Here is a 19,658-nt window from a genome sequence, read left to right as displayed (position 1 = left end):
CGAGTGCTCGTCGTCGAGGACGAGGAGTCCTTCTCCGACGCCCTGTCGTACATGCTCCGCAAGGAGGGCTTCGAGGTCGCCGTGGCGGCGACCGGCCCCGACGGACTCGACGAGTTCGAGCGCAACGGCGCCGACCTCGTCCTCCTCGACCTGATGCTGCCGGGGCTGCCCGGCACGGAGGTGTGCCGTCAGCTGCGCGGCCGCTCCAACGTCCCGGTCATCATGGTGACCGCCAAGGACAGCGAGATCGACAAGGTCGTCGGCCTGGAGATAGGAGCCGACGACTACGTGACCAAGCCCTTCTCCTCGCGCGAGCTGGTCGCCCGCATCCGGGCCGTGCTGCGCCGCCGCGGCGAGCCGGAGGAGGTCACCCCGGCCGCGCTGGAGGCCGGTCCGGTCCGCATGGACGTCGACCGGCACGTCGTGACGGTCTCCGGTTCCAAGGTCGACCTCCCGCTCAAGGAGTTCGACCTGCTGGAGATGCTGCTGCGCAACGCCGGCCGCGTGCTGACCCGTATGCAGCTGATCGACCGGGTCTGGGGCGCCGACTACGTCGGCGACACCAAGACCCTCGACGTCCACGTCAAGCGGCTGCGCGCCAAGATCGAGCCCGACCCGGGCGCGCCGCGCTACCTGGTGACGGTGCGCGGCCTCGGCTACAAGTTCGAGCCGTAGACCGAAGGGCGAAGCGACAGACGCCGAGGGCGGGCATCCCGGAGGATGCCCGCCCTCGGCGTCTGTCCTTGCTGCCGGACCGGCAGGCGGCCCAGGAGGCCCGCCTGCCACTGGCCGGTCGTGGTGCCGGGCTACTGGCCCGTCGTCGCGCTCGCCGAGGCGGAGTCCGTCGGCGAGGCGCTCGTCGACTCCGTGGCGGAGGGGGAGGCGCTCTCGGTGGCGGTGCTCTCCGAGGAGCTCGGCGTGGCCGACGGGGTCGGGATCTCGCTCGGGCCCCACTTGGTGAAGTAGTGCTCGGCCGGGACGACGAAGGCCTGGAGGCTCACGGCGCCGGTCTTGCTGAAGGTGAAGGTGACCTTCTGCGCGTTGCCGTTCTGGACGTTCGCGCCCGGCTCGGCCAGCGCGGCGGACGCGTTGCCCTTGCCGCCGATCACCAGGGAGCCGTGCGCGGGAACGGTCAGCTTGCCGTTGCCCTTGGCGGCGCTGAGGGTCGCGGAGCCGTCGCCGTCGACGCTGACCGCGTCGAGCGTCTGGGCGGTGGAGCCGTTGTTGAACAGCGTCGCCGAGATCACGGCCGGGCCGGTGGTCTTGGTGTCGGGCTGCGTGATGACGAGGGCGTTCTGGACCTTGATGTCGCCGACCGTGGTCGCGGCGTTGTCCGGCTTGATCTCCAGGGTCTGGCTGTCGTTGCCGGCTGCGCAGGCGGCGAGCGTGGCGATCGAGAACGCGAGGGCGGTAGCGGCGAGAGTGCCGCGTCGAAGGCTGCTGCTCACGGCGGCGGCAACTCCTTGAACGCACGGGCGACGTCCTTGATAAAGCCGCCCTAAGTGTCTGTCAGCGGCCTTAGGTTACCGAGCCGTTCCCGCACCGCCGCACCCGACCCTCCCCCTAGGGCGTGGTTCCCTCCGGCCGGCCGAGCCGCACGTCGAGCAAGTGGCCCGCCGACCCCCTTCGCCACGCACTTGTCCGACATTCACATAAGGCCGGGACGGCATAGCGCGGTGGGCGCATCACGGCATTTTCGCGGCCGATCCCGGGGTGATCAGGGACGTAATCCGGAACGCCCCGGAAAATGGATCACCGGGCCGTGAGTCACGCCCTTGGCGGGGCCGCGTGATCAATTCCGGGATTCGTCTCGTACCCGGCCCCCGGCATCGAACGGAGTAGCGGAAGTCGATCGCTTGGAAGTGGACAAACCGGGATGTTCGGCCGTGGTCGGACGCCTCCGTATGCGTGTAACGTGCGGGTTTCGCTTGCCCCGGAGAGCTGCTCCGACCTGCGAATACCTCGTTCCGCTCGCCCCGCGCAGCACGTTCCTGTTGCTGTTGTCAAGCCCCGAGATATGCCCTGACCTGCGAAAACGCCATTCAGAACCCGCCGTTTCCGTGTTACCCTGGATAGCCACGGAAGGGGTACCTGTCACATGACGTTCAAGGTTGGCGACACCGTGGTCTATCCCCATCACGGGGCCGCGCTGATCGAGGCCATCGAAACTCGCCAGATCAAAGGCGTGGACAAGACCTACTTGGTGCTGAAGGTCGCCCAGGGTGACCTGACGGTACGTGTGCCAGCGGACAATGCGGAGTTCGTCGGCGTGCGTGATGTGGTCGGTCAGGACGGGCTGGACCGTGTCTTCGAGGTGCTGCGCGCTCCGTACGCCGAGGAGCCCACGAACTGGTCGCGTCGTTACAAGGCAAATCTGGAGAAGCTCGCCTCCGGCGATGTCATCAAGGTCGCGGAAGTCGTGCGTGACCTGTGGCGTCGCGAGCGCGAGCGCGGACTCTCCGCCGGTGAGAAGCGCATGCTCGCCAAGGCTCGCCAGATCCTGGTGAGCGAGCTCGCCCTCGCGGAGAACACCAACGAGGACAAGGCCGAGGCCCTGCTCGACGAGGTACTCGCGTCCTGACACAGGCAGTGGTGCTCCTGCTCGCGTCCTGACGCAGGCAGTGCCCCCGCTCCGCTCAGCGCAGTGAAATGCCGCGGTGCCCGATGACGTATCCGACGTCGCCGGGCGCTGCGGCATGTTCGTATCCTGCCGTGCGCCGGGGTGGTGTCCCCCGATACTTGGTGTGCCGGGTCCGGGCAGTCGACTCGACCGGTGTCACGGAAGGGTCCGGTCAAGGTGTCGCACCCGGCACTTCCGAGGCCATACCCACCTTCGCCGAGCACACAAACCTGACAGGAACCGATGTCTGACGAATCGCGTCCTTCGCCCGCCGAGGCCGGTCCGAACGCCCGTACGGCCGTAGTGATCCCGGCCGCCGGCCGGGGCGTACGTCTCGGCCCCGGCGCCCCCAAGGCGCTGCGCACCCTCAACGGCACCCCGATGCTCATCCACGCCGTGCGCGCGATGGCCGCCTCGCGCGCCGTCTCCCTCGTCATCGTCGTCGCCCCGCCCGACGGCACCGCCGAGGTCAAGTCCCTGCTCGACGTGCACGCGCTGCCCGAGCGCACCGACTTCGTCGTCGTCCCGGGCGGCGACACCCGCCAGGAGTCCGTCCGGCTCGGCCTCGACGCGCTCCCGCCCGACTACGACGTCGTCCTCGTCCACGACGCCGCCCGCCCCCTCGTGCCGGTCGACACCGTCGACGCCGTCATCGAGGCCGTGCGCGACGGGGCGCCCGCCGTCGTCCCCGCGCTGCCGCTGGCCGACACCGTCAAGGAGGTCGAGCCCGCCGACCGCCCCGGCGACCCCGAGCCCGTGCTCGCCACCCCCGAGCGGGCCCGGCTGCGCGCCGTGCAGACCCCGCAGGGCTTCGACCGGGCCACCCTGCTGCGCGCCCACGACACCGTCACCGGCGACATCACCGACGACGCCGGCATGGTCGAGCGGATGGGCGAGCGCGTGGTCGTCGTACCCGGCCACGAAGAGGCGTTCAAGGTGACCCGGCCGCTCGACCTCGTCCTCGCCGAGGCCGTCCTCGCCCGCCGGAGGCTCAACGATGGCTTCTGAGCCCACCCCGGCCGCGGGGCGGTCCCTCCCGCCGCTGCCCCGCGTCGGCATCGGCACCGACATCCACGCCTTCGAGGAAGGCCGCGACCTGTGGTGCGCCGGCCTCAAGTGGGAAGGGGAGGGCCCCGGGCTCGCCGGGCACTCCGACGCCGACGTCGTCGCGCACGCCGCCTGCAACGCCCTGTTCTCCGCCGCGGGCCTCGGCGACCTCGGACAGCACTTCGGCACCGGCCGCCCCGAGTGGTCCGGCGCCTCCGGCGTCACCCTCCTCACCGAGGCCGCCCGCATCGTCCGCGAGGCGGGGTTCGTCATCGGGAACGTCGCCGTCCAGGTCGTAGGACCGCGTCCGAAGATCGGCAAGCGTCGCGCGGAGGCGGAGAAGGTCCTCTCCGAGGCGGCCGGCGCGCCGGTCACCGTCTCCGGGGCCACCACCGACGGGCTCGGCTTCCCCGGCCGCGGCGAAGGCCTGATGGCCGTCGCCACCGCACTGGTCGCCCACCCGGGCTGACCCGCCGCCCCGCCGGGCCGGGGAGACCCGGCCCGGCGGGGCCCCGCCCTCCGGTACGACGCGGCCCTCCGGTACGACGCGGCCCTCCGGTACGACCCGCGACCGCGGCCCGGCCGCCCCCTCCGCAACCCGGCCCCCACCGGCCGGGTCGCTCCCGAAACGGGGCGATCCGGTTGTTCCCGAACCGGTGCGATGCAGTGGTGCGCGACCACTACCCTGGAGTCGTGACTATTCGGCTGTACGACACCAACGCCCGGCAGATCCGCGACTTCACCCCGCTCACGCCGGGCTGCGTCTCGATCTACCTGTGTGGGGCCACCGTGCAGTCGGCACCGCACATCGGGCACATCCGCTCGGGCCTGAACTTCGACATCATGCGCCGCTGGTTCGCCTACCGCGGCTACGACGTCACGTTCATCCGCAACGTCACCGACATCGACGACAAGATCATCGCCAAGGCGGCGGAACAGAACCGCCCCTGGTGGTCCATCGGCTACGAGAACGAGCGCGCCTTCAACGACGGCTACACCGCGCTCGGCTGCCTGCCGCCCACGTACGAGCCCCGCGCCACCGGCCACGTCACCGAGATGGTCGAGATGATGCAGGGCCTCATCGAGCGCGGCCACGCCTACGAGGCCGACGGCAACGTCTACTTCGACGTGCGCTCCTTCCCCGGCTACCTGGAGCTGTCCCGGCAGGAGCTCGACAACCTCCAGCAGCCGTCCGGCACCGGCGAGACGGGCAAGCGCGACCCGCGCGACTTCGCGATGTGGAAGTCCGCCAAGCCCGGCGAGCCCACCTGGGCCACGCCCTGGGGCCGCGGCCGTCCCGGCTGGCACCTGGAGTGCTCGGCCATGGCGCACAAGTACCTCGGCTCCGCCTTCGACATCCACGGCGGCGGCCTGGACCTGATCTTCCCGCACCACGAGAACGAGATCGCCCAGGCCAAGGCCTTCGGCGACGACTTCGCCCAGTACTGGGTGCACAACGCCTGGGTCACCCTGGCCGGCGACAAGATGTCCAAGTCGCTCAACAACAGCGTGCTCGTCTCCGAGATGGTCAAGCAGTGGCGCCCCATCGTGCTGCGCTACTACCTCGGCACCCCGCACTACCGCTCGATGATCGAGTACAGCGAGGAGGCCCTGCGCGACGCCGAGTCGGCCTTCGCCCGCATCGAGGGCTTCGTCCAGCGCGTGGTGGAGAAGGCCGGCCCGGTGGAACCCGCCGCCGAGGTGCCGCTCGCCTTCGCCGAGTCCATGGACGACGACCTCGGCGTGCCGCAGGCCCTCGCCGTCGTGCACACCACGGTCCGGCAGGGCAACAGCGCCCTCGCCGCCGACGACAAGGAAGCCGCCGTCGCCCGCCTCGCCGAGGTGCGCGCCATGCTCGGCGTCCTCGGCCTGGACCCGCTGGACCCGCACTGGGCCGGCGAGACCGACCGCGGCGAGGATCTGCACGGCGTCGTCGACACGCTGGTCCGCATGGTCCTCGACCAGCGGCAGGGCGCCCGCGAGCGCAAGGACTGGGCCACCGCCGACGCCATCCGCGACCAGCTCAACCAGTCCGGCCTCACCATCGAGGACAGCCCCCAGGGCGCCCGTTGGACGCTCGGTCCGCGCTAGACCCGTCCGGCGTCCCGGGGCCCGCGCCCCTGGGCCGGCGCCCCGGGGCCGTCCCTTGATCGATTGTGCCGCCCGGCCCTCCGGGCGGCACACTGCATAGACGTACACGCAGTTTTTCCGCAGCAGTCCCGTAGCGGTCCCGCAGCAGTCCGCGGGACCGCCGAAGCGCTCCCGCAGCGCTTCCGCACAGAACAGGCAGGTCATGGCCGCGAACAACCGCCGCATGTCCGGCAAGAAGGGCGCGCAGGTCGGCAGTGGCGGCCAGCGACGCCGGGGCCTCGAGGGCAAGGGGCCGACCCCGCCCGCCGAGATGCGCAAGGGCCACGCCAAGCAGCGTGCCGCCAACGCCAAGGTCCGCCGCGCCCAGGGCCGGCCGCCGCAGCGCCGCGGCGGCGGCCGCAGCTCCTCCGAGCTGGTCGTCGGCCGCAACCCGGTCGTCGAGGCGCTGCGCGAGGGCGTGCCCGCCACCACGCTCTACGTCCAGCAGTTCATCGACAACGACGAGCGCGTCCGCGAGGCCCTCCAGCTCGCCGCCGAGCGCGGCGGGATCAACCTCATGGAGGCCCCCCGCCCCGAGCTCGACCGCATGACCAACGGGCTCAACCACCAGGGCCTCGTCCTCCAGGTCCCGCCGTACGAGTACGCGCACCCCGAGGAGCTCGCCGAGGCGGCCTACGACGAGGGCGCCGACCCGCTGATCGTCGCCCTCGACGGTGTCACCGACCCGCGCAACCTCGGCGCGGTCGTCCGCTCCGTCTCCGCGTTCGGCGGCCACGGCGTCCTCGTGCCGGAGCGGCGTGCCGCGGGGATGACCGCCGGTGCCTGGAAGACGTCCGCGGGCGCGGCCGCCCGCACGCCGGTGGCGCGCGCCACCAACCTCACCCGCGCCCTGGAGGCGTACAAGAAGGCCGGGATCGTGGTCGTCGGCCTGGCCGCCGACGGCGAGGCCGACCTGCACGACCTCGAAGCCCTCTCCGGGCCCGTCGTGATCGTCGTCGGCAGCGAGGGCAAGGGCCTGTCCCGCCTCGTCGGCGAGACCTGCGACGTCCGCGTGCGGATCCCGATGCCGGGTGGCACCGAGTCGCTGAACGCCGGTGTGGCCGCGGGCATCGTGCTCTACGAGGCGGCCCGCCGCCGCGGCTGACGCGCGAGCCCCGGCGCCCCGCGCCGGGGCCGGAGCGCCGGCCGACGCCCCGGCCGACGGCTGGACACCCGTCCGGTTCCGTCACCCGAGCGGGTCAAACCCGGCGGCCAGGGCAACCTTGACGCGGTCCGGACACTTCCGCTGGGTCAAGACAGTGTCCTAACTCCACGTCACTCGGTTAGATGAGTGTGGACACCAGAACACCCCGCACACCCACGGGGGACCGCTCGTCGGGGTTCGACGACGCTCCCGCGCTGAGCATGGTGAAGGTGCCGAGCGATCCGGCGCAGGTCATCGTCAATCACGCGAGCTTCCGCGTGCAGCTGGGCGCGTCGACGCGACGACGCGCCCAATCCCCGCGCCTCGCCCGACACCTGAGCGCCGGCGACGACACCGCCCGGGTCCCGGGCGGCGCGGCGGGGAAGCCGGCCGCCCGCCGCCGCCCCGTCGTCTGGAGCGGCCGCTCGGCCCCCGACGACACCGGCGCCCACCGGCTGCTCCAGGCCGTGCGGGGCAGCAGCGTCCCGCACACCGAGGAGGCCGCCGCCGACGCCGGGGCCACCCAGGTCATCCCGCGCATCGAGCTCGGCGGCCCCGACGAGCCCGGCCGGACCGTCGAGAGCCCCGTCGTCGGCGCCCAGCGCGGCCCCGGCGACGCGCCGGGCGCCCGCCTGCTGCCCCATATGCGCACCGTCGGCAGCGCCTACGACGAGCCCGCCTTCGCCCGACCCGCCTACGGCGACGAGGAGTTCGCGGACGGGTACGACGACTATGGCGCCTACGACGACCCCGAGGACACGGCGGGCACCCCCGAGCCGACCACCCGGGCCGCGCGCCGGCACGGCGACGACCCGGCCCGGCACGCCTACTACCCCGGCCGCCGGATGCACCTCGGCGTGGTCCTGCTCCCGCTGCGCATCTTCCTCGGCTTCATCTCCATCTACGCCGGCATGGGCAAGCTCTGCGACCCCGTCTACTTCGACGGCGGCAAGCGCGGCTCCATGGTCAAGTGGCTCAACACCCTGCACCCCTGGGAAGTCGCCGAGCCACTGCGCCAGTTCGCCCTCCAGCACCCCGTCGGCGCCGGACTCGTCATCGCCTTCCTCCAGGTCGTCGTCGGCGTGCTGACCGTGCTCGGCTGCTGGCAGCGGGTCGCCGCGGTCGTCGGCGCCCTGCTCTCGGCCGCGCTCATCGTCACCGTCAGCTGGAAGACCGTCCCGGTCTACGACACGCCCGACATCATCTACCTCGCCGCCTGGTCCCCGCTGATCATCGCGGGCGCCCCCGTCTACTCCCTCGACGGCCGCCTCGCCTCCGCCGCCTGGCGGCGCCTCGGCCCCCGCTCCGACATCTGGGACCTGCGCGCCTACGTGCTGCGCCGCGGCGCCCTGGTGACGGCCGTCGTCGTCGGTCTCACGCTGCTGATCGGCTCCCTGCTCGGCGGCGCCGTGCGCGACGCCAGCCGGGTGGTCGTGCCCGGACCGGGCGAGGCCCCGCGCAACGAACTGCCCGGCTCCCCGCTCCCGCAGCAGCCCGGCACCCGGCACCGCAAGGCCCCGGTGGCCTCCACCGCCCCGAGCCACGGCGCCACCACGGCCGGCACGCCCTCCGGCGCGGCGACCACCCCCGGCAGCACCACCCAGTCCTCCGGTACGGCCACCACGGGCGCGCCCAGCCAGAGCCAGAGCACCGGCGGCGGCCAGGCCCCGCCGCAGCAGACCACGCCCGCCGAACAGGCCCCCAGCACCACCACGGGACCGAGCAACGGCGGGACCACCGGATCCACTTCGAGCGGCGGCTCCACCGGCGGGGGCTCGTCCTCCGGCCAACCGGGCCTGGTGGGCGGCCTGTTGGGGTAACCAAGCCGGTGGGCGAGATCCTCGGCGGGCCCACCGGCTGACATCGCGCCGATACACGTGTTCCCCGCACCCCGGAAGGGGAGCGGGGAACACGCGCGTGCGGGCCGGGTGTGCGGGCCGATGGTGCGGGGTCCTGCGGGCCGTGCGTGCGGGCCGCCTGCGGGGGCCGGTTGTTGGGGGCCGCCCGTGCGGGCCGGTTGTGGGGGGCCGCCCGTGCGGGGCCGGTCGTGCGGGCTCGGGCTCAGCGCCCCAGCGCCGCCAGCTCCTTGGCCGCCTCGGTGAGGTCCTTCGCGGTGTCGATGGCCCGCCAGTACGACCCCTGGGGCAGCGGGAACCCGGCCAGCCGGCGCTCACGCGCGAGGCCCGGGAACGTGGTGCGCTCGTGGTCCCCGATCTCCGGGAGCAGCGAGGCGAACTCGGGGGAGAACACGTACACGCCGGCGTTGATCTCGAAGGTCGACGGCGGGGCCTCGATGAAGTCCGTGATGTGCCCGAACCCGTCCGTCTGCACGGCGCCCCACGGGATGCGCGGCCGGGCCAGCGCGAGCGTCGCGACGGCGTCCCGCTCGGTGTGGAAGTCGGCCATGTCACGCAGCGAGAACCGGGTCCAGATGTCGCCGTTGGTGGCGTACCAGGCCCGGTCCGGGTGGGGGAGATGCGCGGCCGCGTACCGCAGGCCGCCGCCACGGCCGAGCGGCTCCGTCTCCACGACGGTGGTGACCTTCACCGGCAGCGCGGACGACGCCAGCCACTCCTGGAGCACCTCGGCGAGGTGGCCGCAGGAGACGACCACGTCCGTCACGCCCTCCTCGGCCAGCCAGGTCAGCTGGTGGCCGATGATCGGAACACCGGTACCCGGGATCTCGACCATCGGCTTCGGCCGGTCGTCGGTGTAGGGGCGCAGCCGAGAGCCCTGGCCACCGGCCAGGATGACGGCTTGTGTGGGGCGGGACGCCGCGTTCGGATGGGTCATGCCCGAACTGTACGTGGCGCCCCGCGCCTGGCTTCCACGGCCCAGGGCCGGTCGGGGTGTCAGCCGTTCGCCGCCATGACGCCGGAGGCGAACGCGGTGTCGCAGACGGGCCGGGCGTACGACTGCGCCTTGGTCGGCCCGTACCTGCGCACCGCCGCCTGGCCCAGGGCGCGCGCGATGGCGACGCAGTGCTTCGCCAGCGACGGGTGCCCGTTCACGGCCTCCTGGAGGTGGGTCAGGGCCACGCCCGGGTTCTTCTCCTGGAGTTCGGTCACCAGCTGGTCGCGCAGGACGTCCTGCGGGGCGCGGGCGGCGGTCCGGGAGGAGAGGGTGTCCGACGCGGTGAGCACCGAGCTCGAGGAATTCCCCGACCAGTTGACTCGGGTGACCGCGAGGGTCCCGGAGAGCACCAGGACGACGGGCAGGACGAGGGCGAGGGAGCGGCCGATCCGGCGGGCGGGGCCGCCCTGGCCGCGTCGCGTCTGAGGGGTGGTGGAGTGCTTCACGCGTGTGAGGGTAGCGCCCGGTGATGATTTGGCGACATTTAGTCACCGGTTCGGGGGACGAAGTGGCGCCCTTTCCCGGGTGGGGGGTTGACGCACACTGCTCGAAATGACCGGTTCTGGTGGGGTGTTGGGCGGCAGCGAAGAGGGCCCCGCGGTCGCCCGCGGGGCCCTCTTCGTCAACGTGGGTGAATTACCCGGGATTTTCTCCGGGGCCGAACCCGCCCGGAACCTCAGTCGGAGAGACGCTCGCCGGTGGAGGTCGAGAACACGTGGGTCTCGCCCGCGCGCGGCACGACGTGCAGCTGAGCGCCCTTCTCCGGCACCTGGCGGCCGTTGACACGGACGACCAGGTCCTTGACCGCGCCGCTGACCTCGGCGGTGCCGTAGACGTAACCGTCGGCGCCGAGCTCCTCCACGACGTTGACGGAGACGGCCAGACCGGCCGGCGCGTCCTCCGAGTCCTTCGTCAGGGAGGCCGCGGCACCGCCGTTGTGCTCGACGATGTCGAAGTGCTCGGGGCGCACGCCGACGGTGACCGTGGTGTCGCCCTTGTCGGCGGCGGCCTTCAGCGCCTCGCGGTTGACCGGGACGACGCTGTTGCCGAACTTCACGCCGCCGTCGGTGATCGGCACCTCGACCAGGTTCATGGCCGGCGAGCCGATGAAGCCGGCGACGAACAGGTTCGCCGGGCGGTCGTACATGTTGCGCGGGGTGTCGATCTGCTGCAGCAGACCGTCCTTGAGGACCGCGACCCGGTCGCCCATCGTCATGGCCTCGACCTGGTCGTGGGTGACGTAGACGGTCGTGATGCCGAGACGGCGCTGGAGCGAGGCGATCTGCGTACGCGTCGACACACGGAGCTTGGCGTCCAGGTTGGACAGCGGCTCGTCCATGAGGAAGACCTGCGGCTCACGCACGATCGCGCGGCCCATGGCCACACGCTGGCGCTGACCGCCGGAGAGCGCCTTCGGCTTGCGGTCGAGGTACTCGGTCAGGTCGAGGATCTTCGCGGCCTCCTCGACCTTCTGCCGGATCTCCGCCTTGTTGACGCCGGCGATCTTGAGCGCGAAGCCCATGTTGTCGGCGACCGTCATGTGCGGGTACAGCGCGTAGTTCTGGAACACCATCGCGATGTCCCGGTCCTTCGGCGGCAGGTGGGTCACGTCACGGTCGCCGATGCGGATCTGACCGCCGTTGACGTCCTCGAGCCCCGCGAGCATCCGGAGCGAGGTGGACTTGCCGCAGCCGGACGGGCCGACCAGAACGAGGAACTCGCCGTCCTCGATCGAGATGTCGAGACCGTCGACGGCGGGCTTGGTGGAACCCGGGTAGATCCGGGTCGCCTTGTCGAACGTGACAGTGGCCATGTGAATGGGCCCCCTTCTACCGGCAGGAACGTGCCGGACGATCCGAGTAGGAAGGTGGTTGATGTAGTCCACACGAGTGAACTGGGTCAGGACGGTACCTGGCGTTCACGGCTCTGTCAGCACCTGGAGGGCTGTGAAATTCGCGGCGCACTCCGCTCGGGGTGGCAGAGCAACGCACTTTTGGTCCTGCCCACGGGCTTCCTGCTTCATCGCCCACCGCCCACCGGACACCGCTTCGGAGAGCAGCGCTCGGCAGGTCTTACACGGACTCCACAGGCATGACGACCGACGACCCATCGGTCCGTACCGCACCGGCCGCCTACCCGACCGACAGGATCTTCTCCACCTCCGACGCCTTGATCACCGCCGGGACCCTCCTGCCCGGCGGCAGCCCGGCCGCCACCGACCAGTACAGGCGCATCCCCTCGTCCCGCAGATTCACGGCCGCGTTCACATCCCGGTCATGCACCGCACCGCACTCGCCACAGGTCCACTCACGGACCGACACGTCTATCCGCGGGCCTTTCGCGTGACAGGACGAGCACCGTCGGGTGGACGGGAAGAACCGGTCCACGATCACCAGCGTCCGCCCGTACCACTCGCACTTGTAACGCAACTGCCGCAACAGCTCACCCCACCCCGCGTCACAGATCGCCTCGTTCAGCCGCGCCTTCCTGCGCCGTGAGCCACCCCGCGCCGCACGCACCAAGGACGCCACGGACAGGTCCTCCACCACGAGCACTTGGTTCTCGCGCACGAGGCGGGTGGTCAACTGATCCAACAGGTCCTTGCGCACGTCCGAGATCAACGCGTACAGCCGCGCGATCCTCCCCCTCGCCTTCTCACGATTCCTCGAACCCCTCACCTTCCTGTGCAGCTCCCGCTGCAACCGCGCCAGCCTCCCCGCATGACGCTTCAACAGCCGCGGATGACCCACCTTCGTCCCGTCGTCAAGGGTGACCAGCGAAGCCAGACCGAGATCCAGCCCCACGGCCTTCGGCACCGACGAGCCCGACTCGAAGACCGGCGGCAACGCCCGAATCCGCTCCTCGACCAGTACCGAGACGAAAAACCGCCCCGCACGGTCCCGCGTCACCGACAACCGGACCGGCACCACCCCCGCGGGCAACGCCCTCGACCACCGCACGTCCAACGGCTGCGACTGCTTGGCCAACGTGATCACACCCGTGCCAGGCCGGCCCGGATCCTCCACCCACCGGAAACCGGTGCGCACATAGACAGCCGCATCCCGCGACCGGCCCTTGCGCTTCCGCCGTGGACAGCACCCCTCACCCTTGAAGAAGCGGCCGAACGCCTGATCCAAATGGCGCAGCGACTGCTGAAGAACGGTCGACGACACCTCCTTCAGCCAGGCCGTGCCCGCCACCAGCTTCCAGCCCGTCAACGCCCGGCACGTCTCCGCGAACCCCACCCGCAGCCGGTACCGCTCCCAGGCACCGGACCGCAGGGCCAGCCCCTCGTTGTAGACCCACCGGCACGCGCCGAACGTGCGGTTCAACTGCTCGGCCTGCTCGGCGGTCGGATAGAAGCGGTAGCGGTAGAGACGGTGCCGGGCCTCGGAGTCCTTCGCGTGAGGCCGCAACGGCGCCGCCTCGCGGGCGTGGTGCTTGCGGCGGCCGCCGATGCCGAGCACTTCCCGCTTGACGGCGGCGACGCCGCCTTGTCCTCGGCCGTCGGCACCCCGATGTGATCTCCCACGAACGCCCCCGATGATCTGATCGCCACAAAAGAACCTCAGCCCGATCAACGAACGGATGCGCGACTGGTTACGCGCGGCTTTCGGGGAGCGACGGGTGCGGAACTTCGTGGCTCCGGGAAACGGGGTGTGTGTACAGTGGAGCCGCTTTCGCGCGCGTTTGGTTGCGTGATGCCTCCTTAGCTCAGTCCGGCCCAGAGCAGCTGTCTTGTAAACAGCAGGTCGTCGGTTCGAATCCGACAGGGGGCTCCATTGCAGGTCGGGGTGGATGTAGAAGCACCTTGGATATCTTTGCGGTAGTGAATAACGAGTGGTGTTCCGCCCTTCCGGTTTCTTGCGCCCTCCGCCCCCGGGATGTCGGTCGCCACCCCCGCCGACGGCGTGCGTCAATCTGGGGATGTGGGTGAAACGGGTCCTCGGGCGGATCTGGGCGTACGTCCGCAGCGCTTTGGGCACGTACGTCTGGCTCGCGGTCCTCTTCGTCACCACCGTCGCCCTGCATCACATGTCGCCCGAGTTCGAGAAGGACTTCCTGCGTCAGCGGTCGACCAACATCCACGAGCTGTCGCGGGACCCGGTGCGGGTGCTGATCACCAGCGCCATGTGGATCGACGGCGGGTACTGGCTGCCGTACGCGGTGCTCTACACGGTCTTCCACGCGCAGGCCGAGCGGTGGCTCGGGACGCTGCGCTGGCTGGCCGTGTGCGTGGCCGCGCACGTGCTGGCGACCCTGATCAGCGAGGGCGCGCTGCTGAAGGCGATCCACGACGGCGTGGCGCCGCACTCGGCCGCCTACACCCTGGACATCGGGGTGAGCTACGCGCTGGCGGGTGTGGTGGGGGTGCTGACGTACCGGATCGCCGCGCCGTGGCGGTACCCGTATCTGGCGGTGGTGCTGATCGTGTACGGGGTGCCGTTCGCGGCCTCGCCGACGTTCACCGCGCTCGGTCATTTCGTGTCCGTGCTCATCGGTCTGGCCTGCTTTCCGCTGGCCCGGGGGCGTGGAAAACCATGGAATCCGAAGGAGACACTGGCCGCTCTCAGGGGTTAACGTCCGGCCATGAGCAGCTCGGCGAACAGGGTCGTGAACGGCGGCATCTCCTACTGGTACGCGGACGACGGGCTTCCGGCGGTGCGCGAGCCGCTGGCCAGTGACGCGTCCGCGGACGTGGTGATCGTCGGCGGCGGCTACACGGGCCTGTGGACGGCGTACTACCTGAAGAAGGCCGCCCCCTTCCTGCGGATCACGGTGCTGGAGCGGAAGTTCTGCGGCTTCGGCGCCTCGGGCCGCAACGGCGGCTGGCTCTACAACGGCATCGCGGGCCGCGACCGGTACGCGAAGCTGCACGGCCACGAGGCCGCGGTGCGCCTGCAGCGGGCCATGAACGGCACGGTGGGCGAGGTCGCCCGGGTGGTCGCCGAGGAGGGCGTCGACTGCGATCTGCACCAGGGCGGCGTGCTGGAGGTCGCCCGCACGCCCGCGCAGCTGGCCCGGCTGCGCGCGTTCCACGAGCACGAGCTGTCGTACGGCGAGAAGGACCGGGAGCTGTACGGCGCGCGGGAGACCGCGGAGCGGATCCGGATCGCGGACGCGGTCGGGTCGGCGTGGACGCCGCACGGGGCGCGCCTGCATCCGGTGAAGCTGGTGAAGGGCCTGGCGGCGGCGGTGGAGGCGCTGGGCGTCACGATCCACGAGTCGACGCCGGTGACGGAGATCCGGCCCCGGCACGCGGTGACGCCGTACGGCACCGTGCGGGCGCCGTACGTGCTGCGCTGTACGGAGGGCTTCACGGCGGACCTGAAGGGGCAGCGCCGGACCTGGCTGCCGATGAACTCCTCGATGATCGCGACGGAGCCGCTGACGGACGCGCAGTGGGCCGCGATCGGCTGGGACGGCCTGGAGACCCTCGGCGACATGGCGCACGTCTACATGTACGCGCAGCGCACCGCGGACGGGCGGATCGCGCTGGGCGGGCGCGGGGTGCCGTACCGGTTCGGCTCGCGCACCGACAGCGACGGGCGGACGCAGGGGGCGACCGTGGAGGCGCTGCGGCGCATCCTGACCGACTTCTTCCCGGCGCTCGCCGGGGTGCGGGTGGAGTACGCCTGGTCGGGCGTGCTCGGCGTGCCGCGCGACTGGTGCGCCACGGTCACCCTGGACCGGTCGACGGGGCTCGGCTGGGCGGGCGGGTACGTCGGCTCGGGCGTGGCGACGACGAATCTGGCCGGGCGGACGCTGTGCGATCTGGTGCAGCAGGATTCCGGGCAGGGCGGGCCGACGGAGCTGACGGGGCTGCCGTGGGTGGGGCACAAGGTGCGCCGCTGGGAGCCGGAGCCGCTGCGGTGGCTGGGCGTGCAGGGCATGTACGCCACGTATCGGGCCGCGGACCGGCGCGAGGGCGCGGGGTTCGACGTCCGCTCGTCGCGGCTGGCGCGGGTCGCGGACCGGGTGGCGGGGCGCCACTGACGCGATCCGTGATCCGTGCGGTCAGGCGACGGATTCCGGTACGGGGGCCGGGGCCGGTGCGCCGTGCTTCGGGGGCTTCGTGGTGACCATGAGGCCCGCGACGAGACCGGCGAGGAGCATGATCCCGGCGGCCCACCAGATGGCGACGGTGTAGCCGTGCACGGTGCCCTCGGCGACGACCTGGGCCTTGCGGGCGGGGTCGCGCAGATGGGCGGCGATGTAGGTGGTGGTGCTGGTGGTGGCGATGGTGTTGAGCAGGGCGGTGCCGATGGAGCCGCCGACCTGCTGCGAGGTGTTGACGGTGGCGGAGGTGACGCCGGAGTCCTCGGGGGCGACGCCCGCGGTGGCGGTGGCGAAGACCGGCATGAAGGTGAGGCCCATGCCGAAGCCCATCAGGAGCAGTGCGGGGAGGATCTCGGTGGCGTAGGAGGAGTCCACGGTCATCTGGGTGAGGATGATCATGCCGCCGGCCGCGAGGACCATGCCGGGCACCATCAGGGCGCGCGGTGCCACCCGCTGGAGCAGCCGGGCCGAGACCTGGGTCGAGCCGATGATGATGGCGACCGTGAGCGGCAGGAAGGCCAGTCCGGTCTTGACGGGCGAGTACCCGAGGATGACCTGGAGGTAGTAGGTCATGAACAGGAACAGCCCGAACATCCCGATGACGGCGAGCGCCATGGTCAGGAAGCAGCCGGCGCGGTTGCGTTCCTTGATGATGTGCAGCGGCAGCAGGGGGCTGGGCGCGCGGGTCTGCCACCAGACGAACGCGGCGAGCAGGGCGACCCCGGCGGCGAAGAGCGCGAGGACCAGCGGGTCGGTCCAGCCGCGGGGTTCGGCCTCCGCGAAGCCGTAGACGATGGCTACGAGTCCGCCGCAGCCGAGGACGACGCCGGGCACGTCCAGGCGGGCGTCGGTGCGGCCGGGCCGGTCGTGCAGCAGGGCGAGGGCGCCGAAGACGGCGATGATCGCGATGGGCACGTTGACGTACAGGCACCAGCGCCAGTTGAGGTACTCGGTGAGCACGCCGCCGACGATGAAGCCGATGGCGGAGCCGCTGCCGGCGAGGGCGCCGTAGATGCCGAAGGCCTTTCCGCGCTCCTTGGGGTCGGTGAAGGTGGTGGTGAGCAGGGAGAGCGCGGAGGGCGCGAGAAGGGCGGCGAAGGCGCCCTGGAGGGCGCGGGCGCCGAAGAGCATCCCGGAGTTGACCGCGGCGCCGCCGAGCGCCGAGGCGGCCGCGAAGCCGATGAGGCCGATGACGAAGGTGCGTTTGCGGCCGACGAGGTCGGCGACGCGCCCGCCGAGCAGGAGCAGTCCGCCGAACGCCAGGGTGTAGGCGGTGATCACCCACTGCCGGTTGCCGTTGGACATGCCGAGGTCCTGCTGGGCGGAGGGCAGTGCGATGTTCACGATGGTCGCGTCCAGGACCACCATGAGCTGCGCGAGCGCGATGATCACCAGGCCCCACCAGCGGCGGGGGTCCACACCGGTCTCAGGATCAGCTGTTCGGGTGGTGCTCATTCGCCCAGAAGACCACGTTTTGGTGGGTATTGCATTCTTTGTGGCGCCATGCGTCGTTTTGTTACTGGTCATGGTTCGAGTACGACCTTTCCGGTGGTCCGCCGGTTCTCCAGTGCGCGGTGCGCCTCGGCGGCCGCGGCCAGCGGGTAGCGGGTGAGGGCGGGGGTGAGGCGTCCGGCGGCGGCCTCGGCGAGGGCGCGCAGTTCGAGCGTGCGCAGGGGGTTCGGGCCGCCGGTGCGGGCGAGCAGGGCGGGGCCGGCGACGACCTCGGACACGCCGTCGACGAGGTACGGCGAGCCGTCGGCGATGCCCGCGCCGGACCAGCCGAAGACGAGGTGCCTGCCGCCGGGTCCGAGCAGGGCGACGGCCTCGCGGGCGACCGTGCCGCCGACGCCGTCCAGGACCACGGTGGCGGCGCGCCCGCCGAGATGGGCACGGGCCTTGTCCGGCCAGGTGGGGTCGAGGTAGTCGAGCGCGAGGTCGGCGCCGTTCGCCTGGACCCGCGCGGTCTTGGCGGGGCCGCCCGCGAGGCCGATCACGGTGGCGCCGCCGCCCCGGGCGTGCTGCACGAGCAGGGTGCCGATGCCGCCCGCGGCGGCCGGGACCACGGCCACCGCGTCGGGGCCGAGGTCGGCGAACTGTGCGATGCCGAGGGCGGTGCGGCCGGTGCCGATCATGGCCACGGCCTCGGCGGCGTCGAGGTTCCCGGGGATGTCGTGGACCCGGTCGACGTCGGTGACGGCGAGTTCGGCGTAGCCGCCGGGCGCGAAGCCGAGATGGGCGACCACGCGGCGGCCGAGCCAGAGCGGGGCCACGCCGTCGCCGAGCGCGTCGACGACGCCCGCGACCTCGCGGCCCGGGATCGTGGGCAGGGCGGGCAGTTCGGGCGCGGGACCGCGGTGGCCGGCGCGCAGCGCCGTGTCGAGCAGGTGGACACCGGCGGCGGCGACGGCGATCCGCACCTGGCCCGGACCGGGGCGCGGGTCCGTCGTCCGCTCGTGGACGAGGTTCTCGGGCGGACCGAAGGCGTGCAGGCGGACGGCGTGCATGGGGACTCCTTTGACGCGGGACCGGCTCGTTCCGGTGGGGCCGGCTTCATTCCGGTGGGCCGGTGGACGGCCGGCGTTCCACCCTGCGACCTCAAGCGCGCTTGAGGTCAAGCCGGTGGGACCGGTGTCTGCCCAGGGCGAGGGAGACCGCGGTGAGGGCGCTGTTGAAGGCGACCTCGCAGAGCACGCCGGGGGCGGCGACCTGGTCCCCGGCCAGGTACACGCCGTCGCCGCGGTCGACGGCGGGGCGGTCGCGCCAGCTGGTGCCGGGCAGGTCCACCGCTCCGGTACGGCCGTTGGCGAGGGCCTCGCGGCGCCAGGTGACGCGCTCGCGCCAGCCGTCGTAGGCGAGGTCGAGGAGGTGCTCGGCGCGGGCGATGCCGTCGGCCCTGGTCTCGTGCGGGGCGATGGGGATCTGACCCTGCACCAGCTGTTCGCCGGCCGGGGCGAGGGTGCGGTCCTGCGCGGTGGTCCGCTGGATCCAGCCGGGCGCGTCGAGGTCCGACAGGACGAACGGGTCGCCCCGCCGGCCGCGCAGGGCCAGGTCGAGCAGGGCGGTGCGGCCGCCGGTCCAGGTCAGCGAGTCGTCGCGGAGCAGGCGGCGGGCGGCGGGCAGGGAGGTGGCGACGACGACGGGGGTGTCGGTGGGCAGGGTGTCGACGCGGGACAGGGTCTCCATGCGGACGCCGAGGTTCCAGGCACGGGCGGCCATCCGGTCGACGAGGGTGGCCCAGCCGCCGCGCGGGTGGTGCGCCTCCAGCGGCAGCCGGGCGGCGCGGCGCAGGCGTTCCTGCACGAAGGCGGCGGAGAGGATGCCCGGGTCGTGGTGGAAGAGGGCCACGGCGGAGTAGTGGGCGGCGGCCCGTGCGCCCTCCGCCCCGGCCTGTTCGGTGGCCCAGCTGAGGAAGTCGGTGTCGGCGGGCGCGTCGCGGGCGCCCCGGCGCAGGAGTTTGAGCAGGGCGAAGGGCGGGGTCCTGCGGAGCTGTCCGTGGTGGCGCAGCCGCAGCCGGGCCGCTTCCCGGGCGGGCACCGGGGTGACCGGTCCGACGAGGTCGCGTTGTGTGAGCCAGGTCCAGTGCGGGCCGCCGGTGTAGAGGGCGTGCGGGCCCTCGTCGGCCTGGTAGGGCCCTTCGGTGGTGCGCGCGCGGCCGCCCAGGGTGTGGTGGGCCTCGTGGACGGTGACCTTGACGCCCGCTTCGGCGGCGGTGATGGCCGCGGTGAGTCCGGCGAGGCCGCCGCCGACGACGGTGATGCGGTGCATGGCTGGGGGTCTCCCTCTGTTTCGGGGTCGCCTTTCACT

The 19,658-nt window shown here is 72.0% G+C and carries 17 protein-coding genes and 1 tRNA gene; 10 read left to right on the top strand and 8 right to left on the bottom strand.

Translation table 11 applies throughout. The annotated features are described in order from the left end of the window. Window positions 1-3: 3 nt before the first annotated feature. Window positions 4-675, top strand: coding sequence for a two-component system response regulator PhoP (gene phoP, locus WN71_RS33650; RefSeq protein ID WP_018568744.1), 672 nt, complete (start codon window positions 4-6; stop codon window positions 673-675). A 131-nt stretch (window positions 676-806) separates the two neighbouring features. Here phoP and WN71_RS33645 read toward each other — a convergent pair whose 3' ends face one another. After that, entirely contained in the window at window positions 807-1,448 is a 642-nt protein-coding gene (locus tag WN71_RS33645; protein ID WP_046585859.1) for a copper chaperone PCu(A)C domain-containing protein, read from the bottom strand. Window positions 1,449-2,098: 650 nt separating this feature from the next. Here WN71_RS33645 and WN71_RS33640 point away from each other — a divergent pair. The 6 genes from WN71_RS33640 to WN71_RS33615 all read left to right on the top strand — a co-directional run bounded on the left by WN71_RS33640 (window position 2,099) and on the right by WN71_RS33615 (window position 8,761). After that, on the top strand, window positions 2,099-2,581 hold the full coding sequence (locus WN71_RS33640; RefSeq protein WP_003953493.1) for a CarD family transcriptional regulator: 483 nt from the start codon (window positions 2,099-2,101) through the stop codon (window positions 2,579-2,581). A 282-nt stretch (window positions 2,582-2,863) separates the two neighbouring features. Next, entirely contained in the window at window positions 2,864-3,628 is a 765-nt protein-coding gene (ispD, locus tag WN71_RS33635) for a 2-C-methyl-D-erythritol 4-phosphate cytidylyltransferase (protein WP_046585856.1), read from the top strand. Further along, window positions 3,618-4,136: a 2-C-methyl-D-erythritol 2,4-cyclodiphosphate synthase gene (ispF, locus tag WN71_RS33630; RefSeq protein WP_046585854.1), complete on the top strand. Its 519-nt coding sequence runs from the start codon at window positions 3,618-3,620 to the stop codon at window positions 4,134-4,136. The genes ispD and ispF overlap by 11 nt, the downstream gene beginning before the upstream one ends. A 224-nt stretch (window positions 4,137-4,360) precedes the next feature. Further along, window positions 4,361-5,758, top strand: a complete 1,398-nt coding sequence (gene cysS / locus WN71_RS33625; RefSeq protein ID WP_046585852.1) for a cysteine--tRNA ligase — start codon at window positions 4,361-4,363, stop codon at window positions 5,756-5,758. A gap of 202 nt (window positions 5,759-5,960) precedes the next feature. Beyond that, on the top strand, window positions 5,961-6,902 hold the full coding sequence (rlmB, locus tag WN71_RS33620) for a 23S rRNA (guanosine(2251)-2'-O)-methyltransferase RlmB (RefSeq protein WP_046585850.1): 942 nt from the start codon (window positions 5,961-5,963) through the stop codon (window positions 6,900-6,902). A 182-nt stretch (window positions 6,903-7,084) separates the two neighbouring features. Further along, complete coding sequence (locus WN71_RS33615) at window positions 7,085-8,761, top strand: DoxX family membrane protein (protein ID WP_079178317.1); 1,677 nt, start codon at window positions 7,085-7,087, stop codon at window positions 8,759-8,761. A gap of 241 nt (window positions 8,762-9,002) precedes the next feature. Here WN71_RS33615 and WN71_RS33610 read toward each other — a convergent pair whose 3' ends face one another. The 4 genes from WN71_RS33610 to WN71_RS33595 form a co-directional block, all read right to left on the bottom strand. Further along, window positions 9,003-9,734, bottom strand: coding sequence for a nucleotidyltransferase family protein (locus tag WN71_RS33610; protein ID WP_046585845.1), 732 nt, complete (start codon window positions 9,732-9,734; stop codon window positions 9,003-9,005). A gap of 59 nt (window positions 9,735-9,793) precedes the next feature. After that, window positions 9,794-10,240, bottom strand: coding sequence for a hypothetical protein (locus WN71_RS33605; RefSeq protein WP_046585843.1), 447 nt, complete (start codon window positions 10,238-10,240; stop codon window positions 9,794-9,796). A gap of 230 nt (window positions 10,241-10,470) precedes the next feature. Continuing rightward, the gene (locus WN71_RS33600; RefSeq protein WP_046585841.1) at window positions 10,471-11,607 is read right to left on the bottom strand and encodes an ABC transporter ATP-binding protein; all 1,137 of its coding nucleotides are present in this window, start codon (window positions 11,605-11,607) and stop codon (window positions 10,471-10,473) included. Window positions 11,608-11,926: 319 nt separating this feature from the next. After that, window positions 11,927-13,261: an RNA-guided endonuclease InsQ/TnpB family protein gene (locus tag WN71_RS33595; protein WP_107469840.1), complete on the bottom strand. Its 1,335-nt coding sequence runs from the start codon at window positions 13,259-13,261 to the stop codon at window positions 11,927-11,929. Between the two features lie 236 nt (window positions 13,262-13,497). Here WN71_RS33595 and WN71_RS33590 point away from each other — a divergent pair. The 3 genes from WN71_RS33590 to WN71_RS33580 all read left to right on the top strand — a co-directional run bounded on the left by WN71_RS33590 (window position 13,498) and on the right by WN71_RS33580 (window position 15,791). Beyond that, window positions 13,498-13,576, top strand: a tRNA-Thr gene (locus tag WN71_RS33590). Between the two features lie 145 nt (window positions 13,577-13,721). Further along, entirely contained in the window at window positions 13,722-14,375 is a 654-nt protein-coding gene (locus WN71_RS33585; protein ID WP_206300216.1) for a rhomboid-like protein, read from the top strand. A 9-nt stretch (window positions 14,376-14,384) separates the two neighbouring features. Next, the gene (locus tag WN71_RS33580) at window positions 14,385-15,791 is read left to right on the top strand and encodes an NAD(P)/FAD-dependent oxidoreductase (RefSeq protein WP_206300215.1); all 1,407 of its coding nucleotides are present in this window, start codon (window positions 14,385-14,387) and stop codon (window positions 15,789-15,791) included. A gap of 21 nt (window positions 15,792-15,812) precedes the next feature. Here the strand turns inward: WN71_RS33580 and WN71_RS33575 are convergent, their stop codons facing one another. The 3 genes from WN71_RS33575 to WN71_RS33565 form a co-directional block, all read right to left on the bottom strand. Continuing rightward, window positions 15,813-17,309 (bottom strand): MFS transporter, encoded by a 1,497-nt coding sequence (locus WN71_RS33575; protein ID WP_046585839.1) that lies wholly within the window; start codon window positions 17,307-17,309, stop codon window positions 15,813-15,815. A 68-nt stretch (window positions 17,310-17,377) separates the two neighbouring features. Continuing rightward, window positions 17,378-18,358: a zinc-binding dehydrogenase gene (locus WN71_RS33570; RefSeq protein WP_046585837.1), complete on the bottom strand. Its 981-nt coding sequence runs from the start codon at window positions 18,356-18,358 to the stop codon at window positions 17,378-17,380. 91 nt (window positions 18,359-18,449) lie between these two features. Further along, window positions 18,450-19,619, bottom strand: coding sequence for an NAD(P)-binding protein (locus WN71_RS33565; RefSeq protein WP_046585836.1), 1,170 nt, complete (start codon window positions 19,617-19,619; stop codon window positions 18,450-18,452). Between the last annotated feature and the right edge of the window lie 39 nt (window positions 19,620-19,658).

Origin of the sequence: Streptomyces mangrovisoli (assembly GCF_000974985.2) — a bacterium.
Taxonomy (GTDB): domain Bacteria; phylum Actinomycetota; class Actinomycetes; order Streptomycetales; family Streptomycetaceae; genus Streptomyces; species Streptomyces mangrovisoli.
This window is presented reverse-complemented; position numbering and strand designations above follow the sequence as displayed.

Coding starts and splice junctions, on each gene's coding strand:
- WN71_RS33640 (WP_003953493.1), top strand. CDS start 2,099: ATGACGTTCAAGGTTGGCGACACCGTGGTCTATCCCCATCACGGGGCC.
- ispD (WP_046585856.1), top strand. CDS start 2,864: ATGTCTGACGAATCGCGTCCTTCGCCCGCCGAGGCCGGTCCGAACGCC.
- ispF (WP_046585854.1), top strand. CDS start 3,618: ATGGCTTCTGAGCCCACCCCGGCCGCGGGGCGGTCCCTCCCGCCGCTG.
- rlmB (WP_046585850.1), top strand. CDS start 5,961: ATGGCCGCGAACAACCGCCGCATGTCCGGCAAGAAGGGCGCGCAGGTC.
- WN71_RS33615 (WP_079178317.1), top strand. CDS start 7,085: ATGAGTGTGGACACCAGAACACCCCGCACACCCACGGGGGACCGCTCG.
- WN71_RS33610 (WP_046585845.1), bottom strand. CDS start 9,734: ATGACCCATCCGAACGCGGCGTCCCGCCCCACACAAGCCGTCATCCTG.
- WN71_RS33600 (WP_046585841.1), bottom strand. CDS start 11,607: ATGGCCACTGTCACGTTCGACAAGGCGACCCGGATCTACCCGGGTTCC.
- WN71_RS33585 (WP_206300216.1), top strand. CDS start 13,722: ATGTGGGTGAAACGGGTCCTCGGGCGGATCTGGGCGTACGTCCGCAGC.
- WN71_RS33580 (WP_206300215.1), top strand. CDS start 14,385: ATGAGCAGCTCGGCGAACAGGGTCGTGAACGGCGGCATCTCCTACTGG.
- WN71_RS33575 (WP_046585839.1), bottom strand. CDS start 17,309: ATGAGCACCACCCGAACAGCTGATCCTGAGACCGGTGTGGACCCCCGC.
- WN71_RS33570 (WP_046585837.1), bottom strand. CDS start 18,358: ATGCACGCCGTCCGCCTGCACGCCTTCGGTCCGCCCGAGAACCTCGTC.
- WN71_RS33565 (WP_046585836.1), bottom strand. CDS start 19,619: ATGCACCGCATCACCGTCGTCGGCGGCGGCCTCGCCGGACTCACCGCG.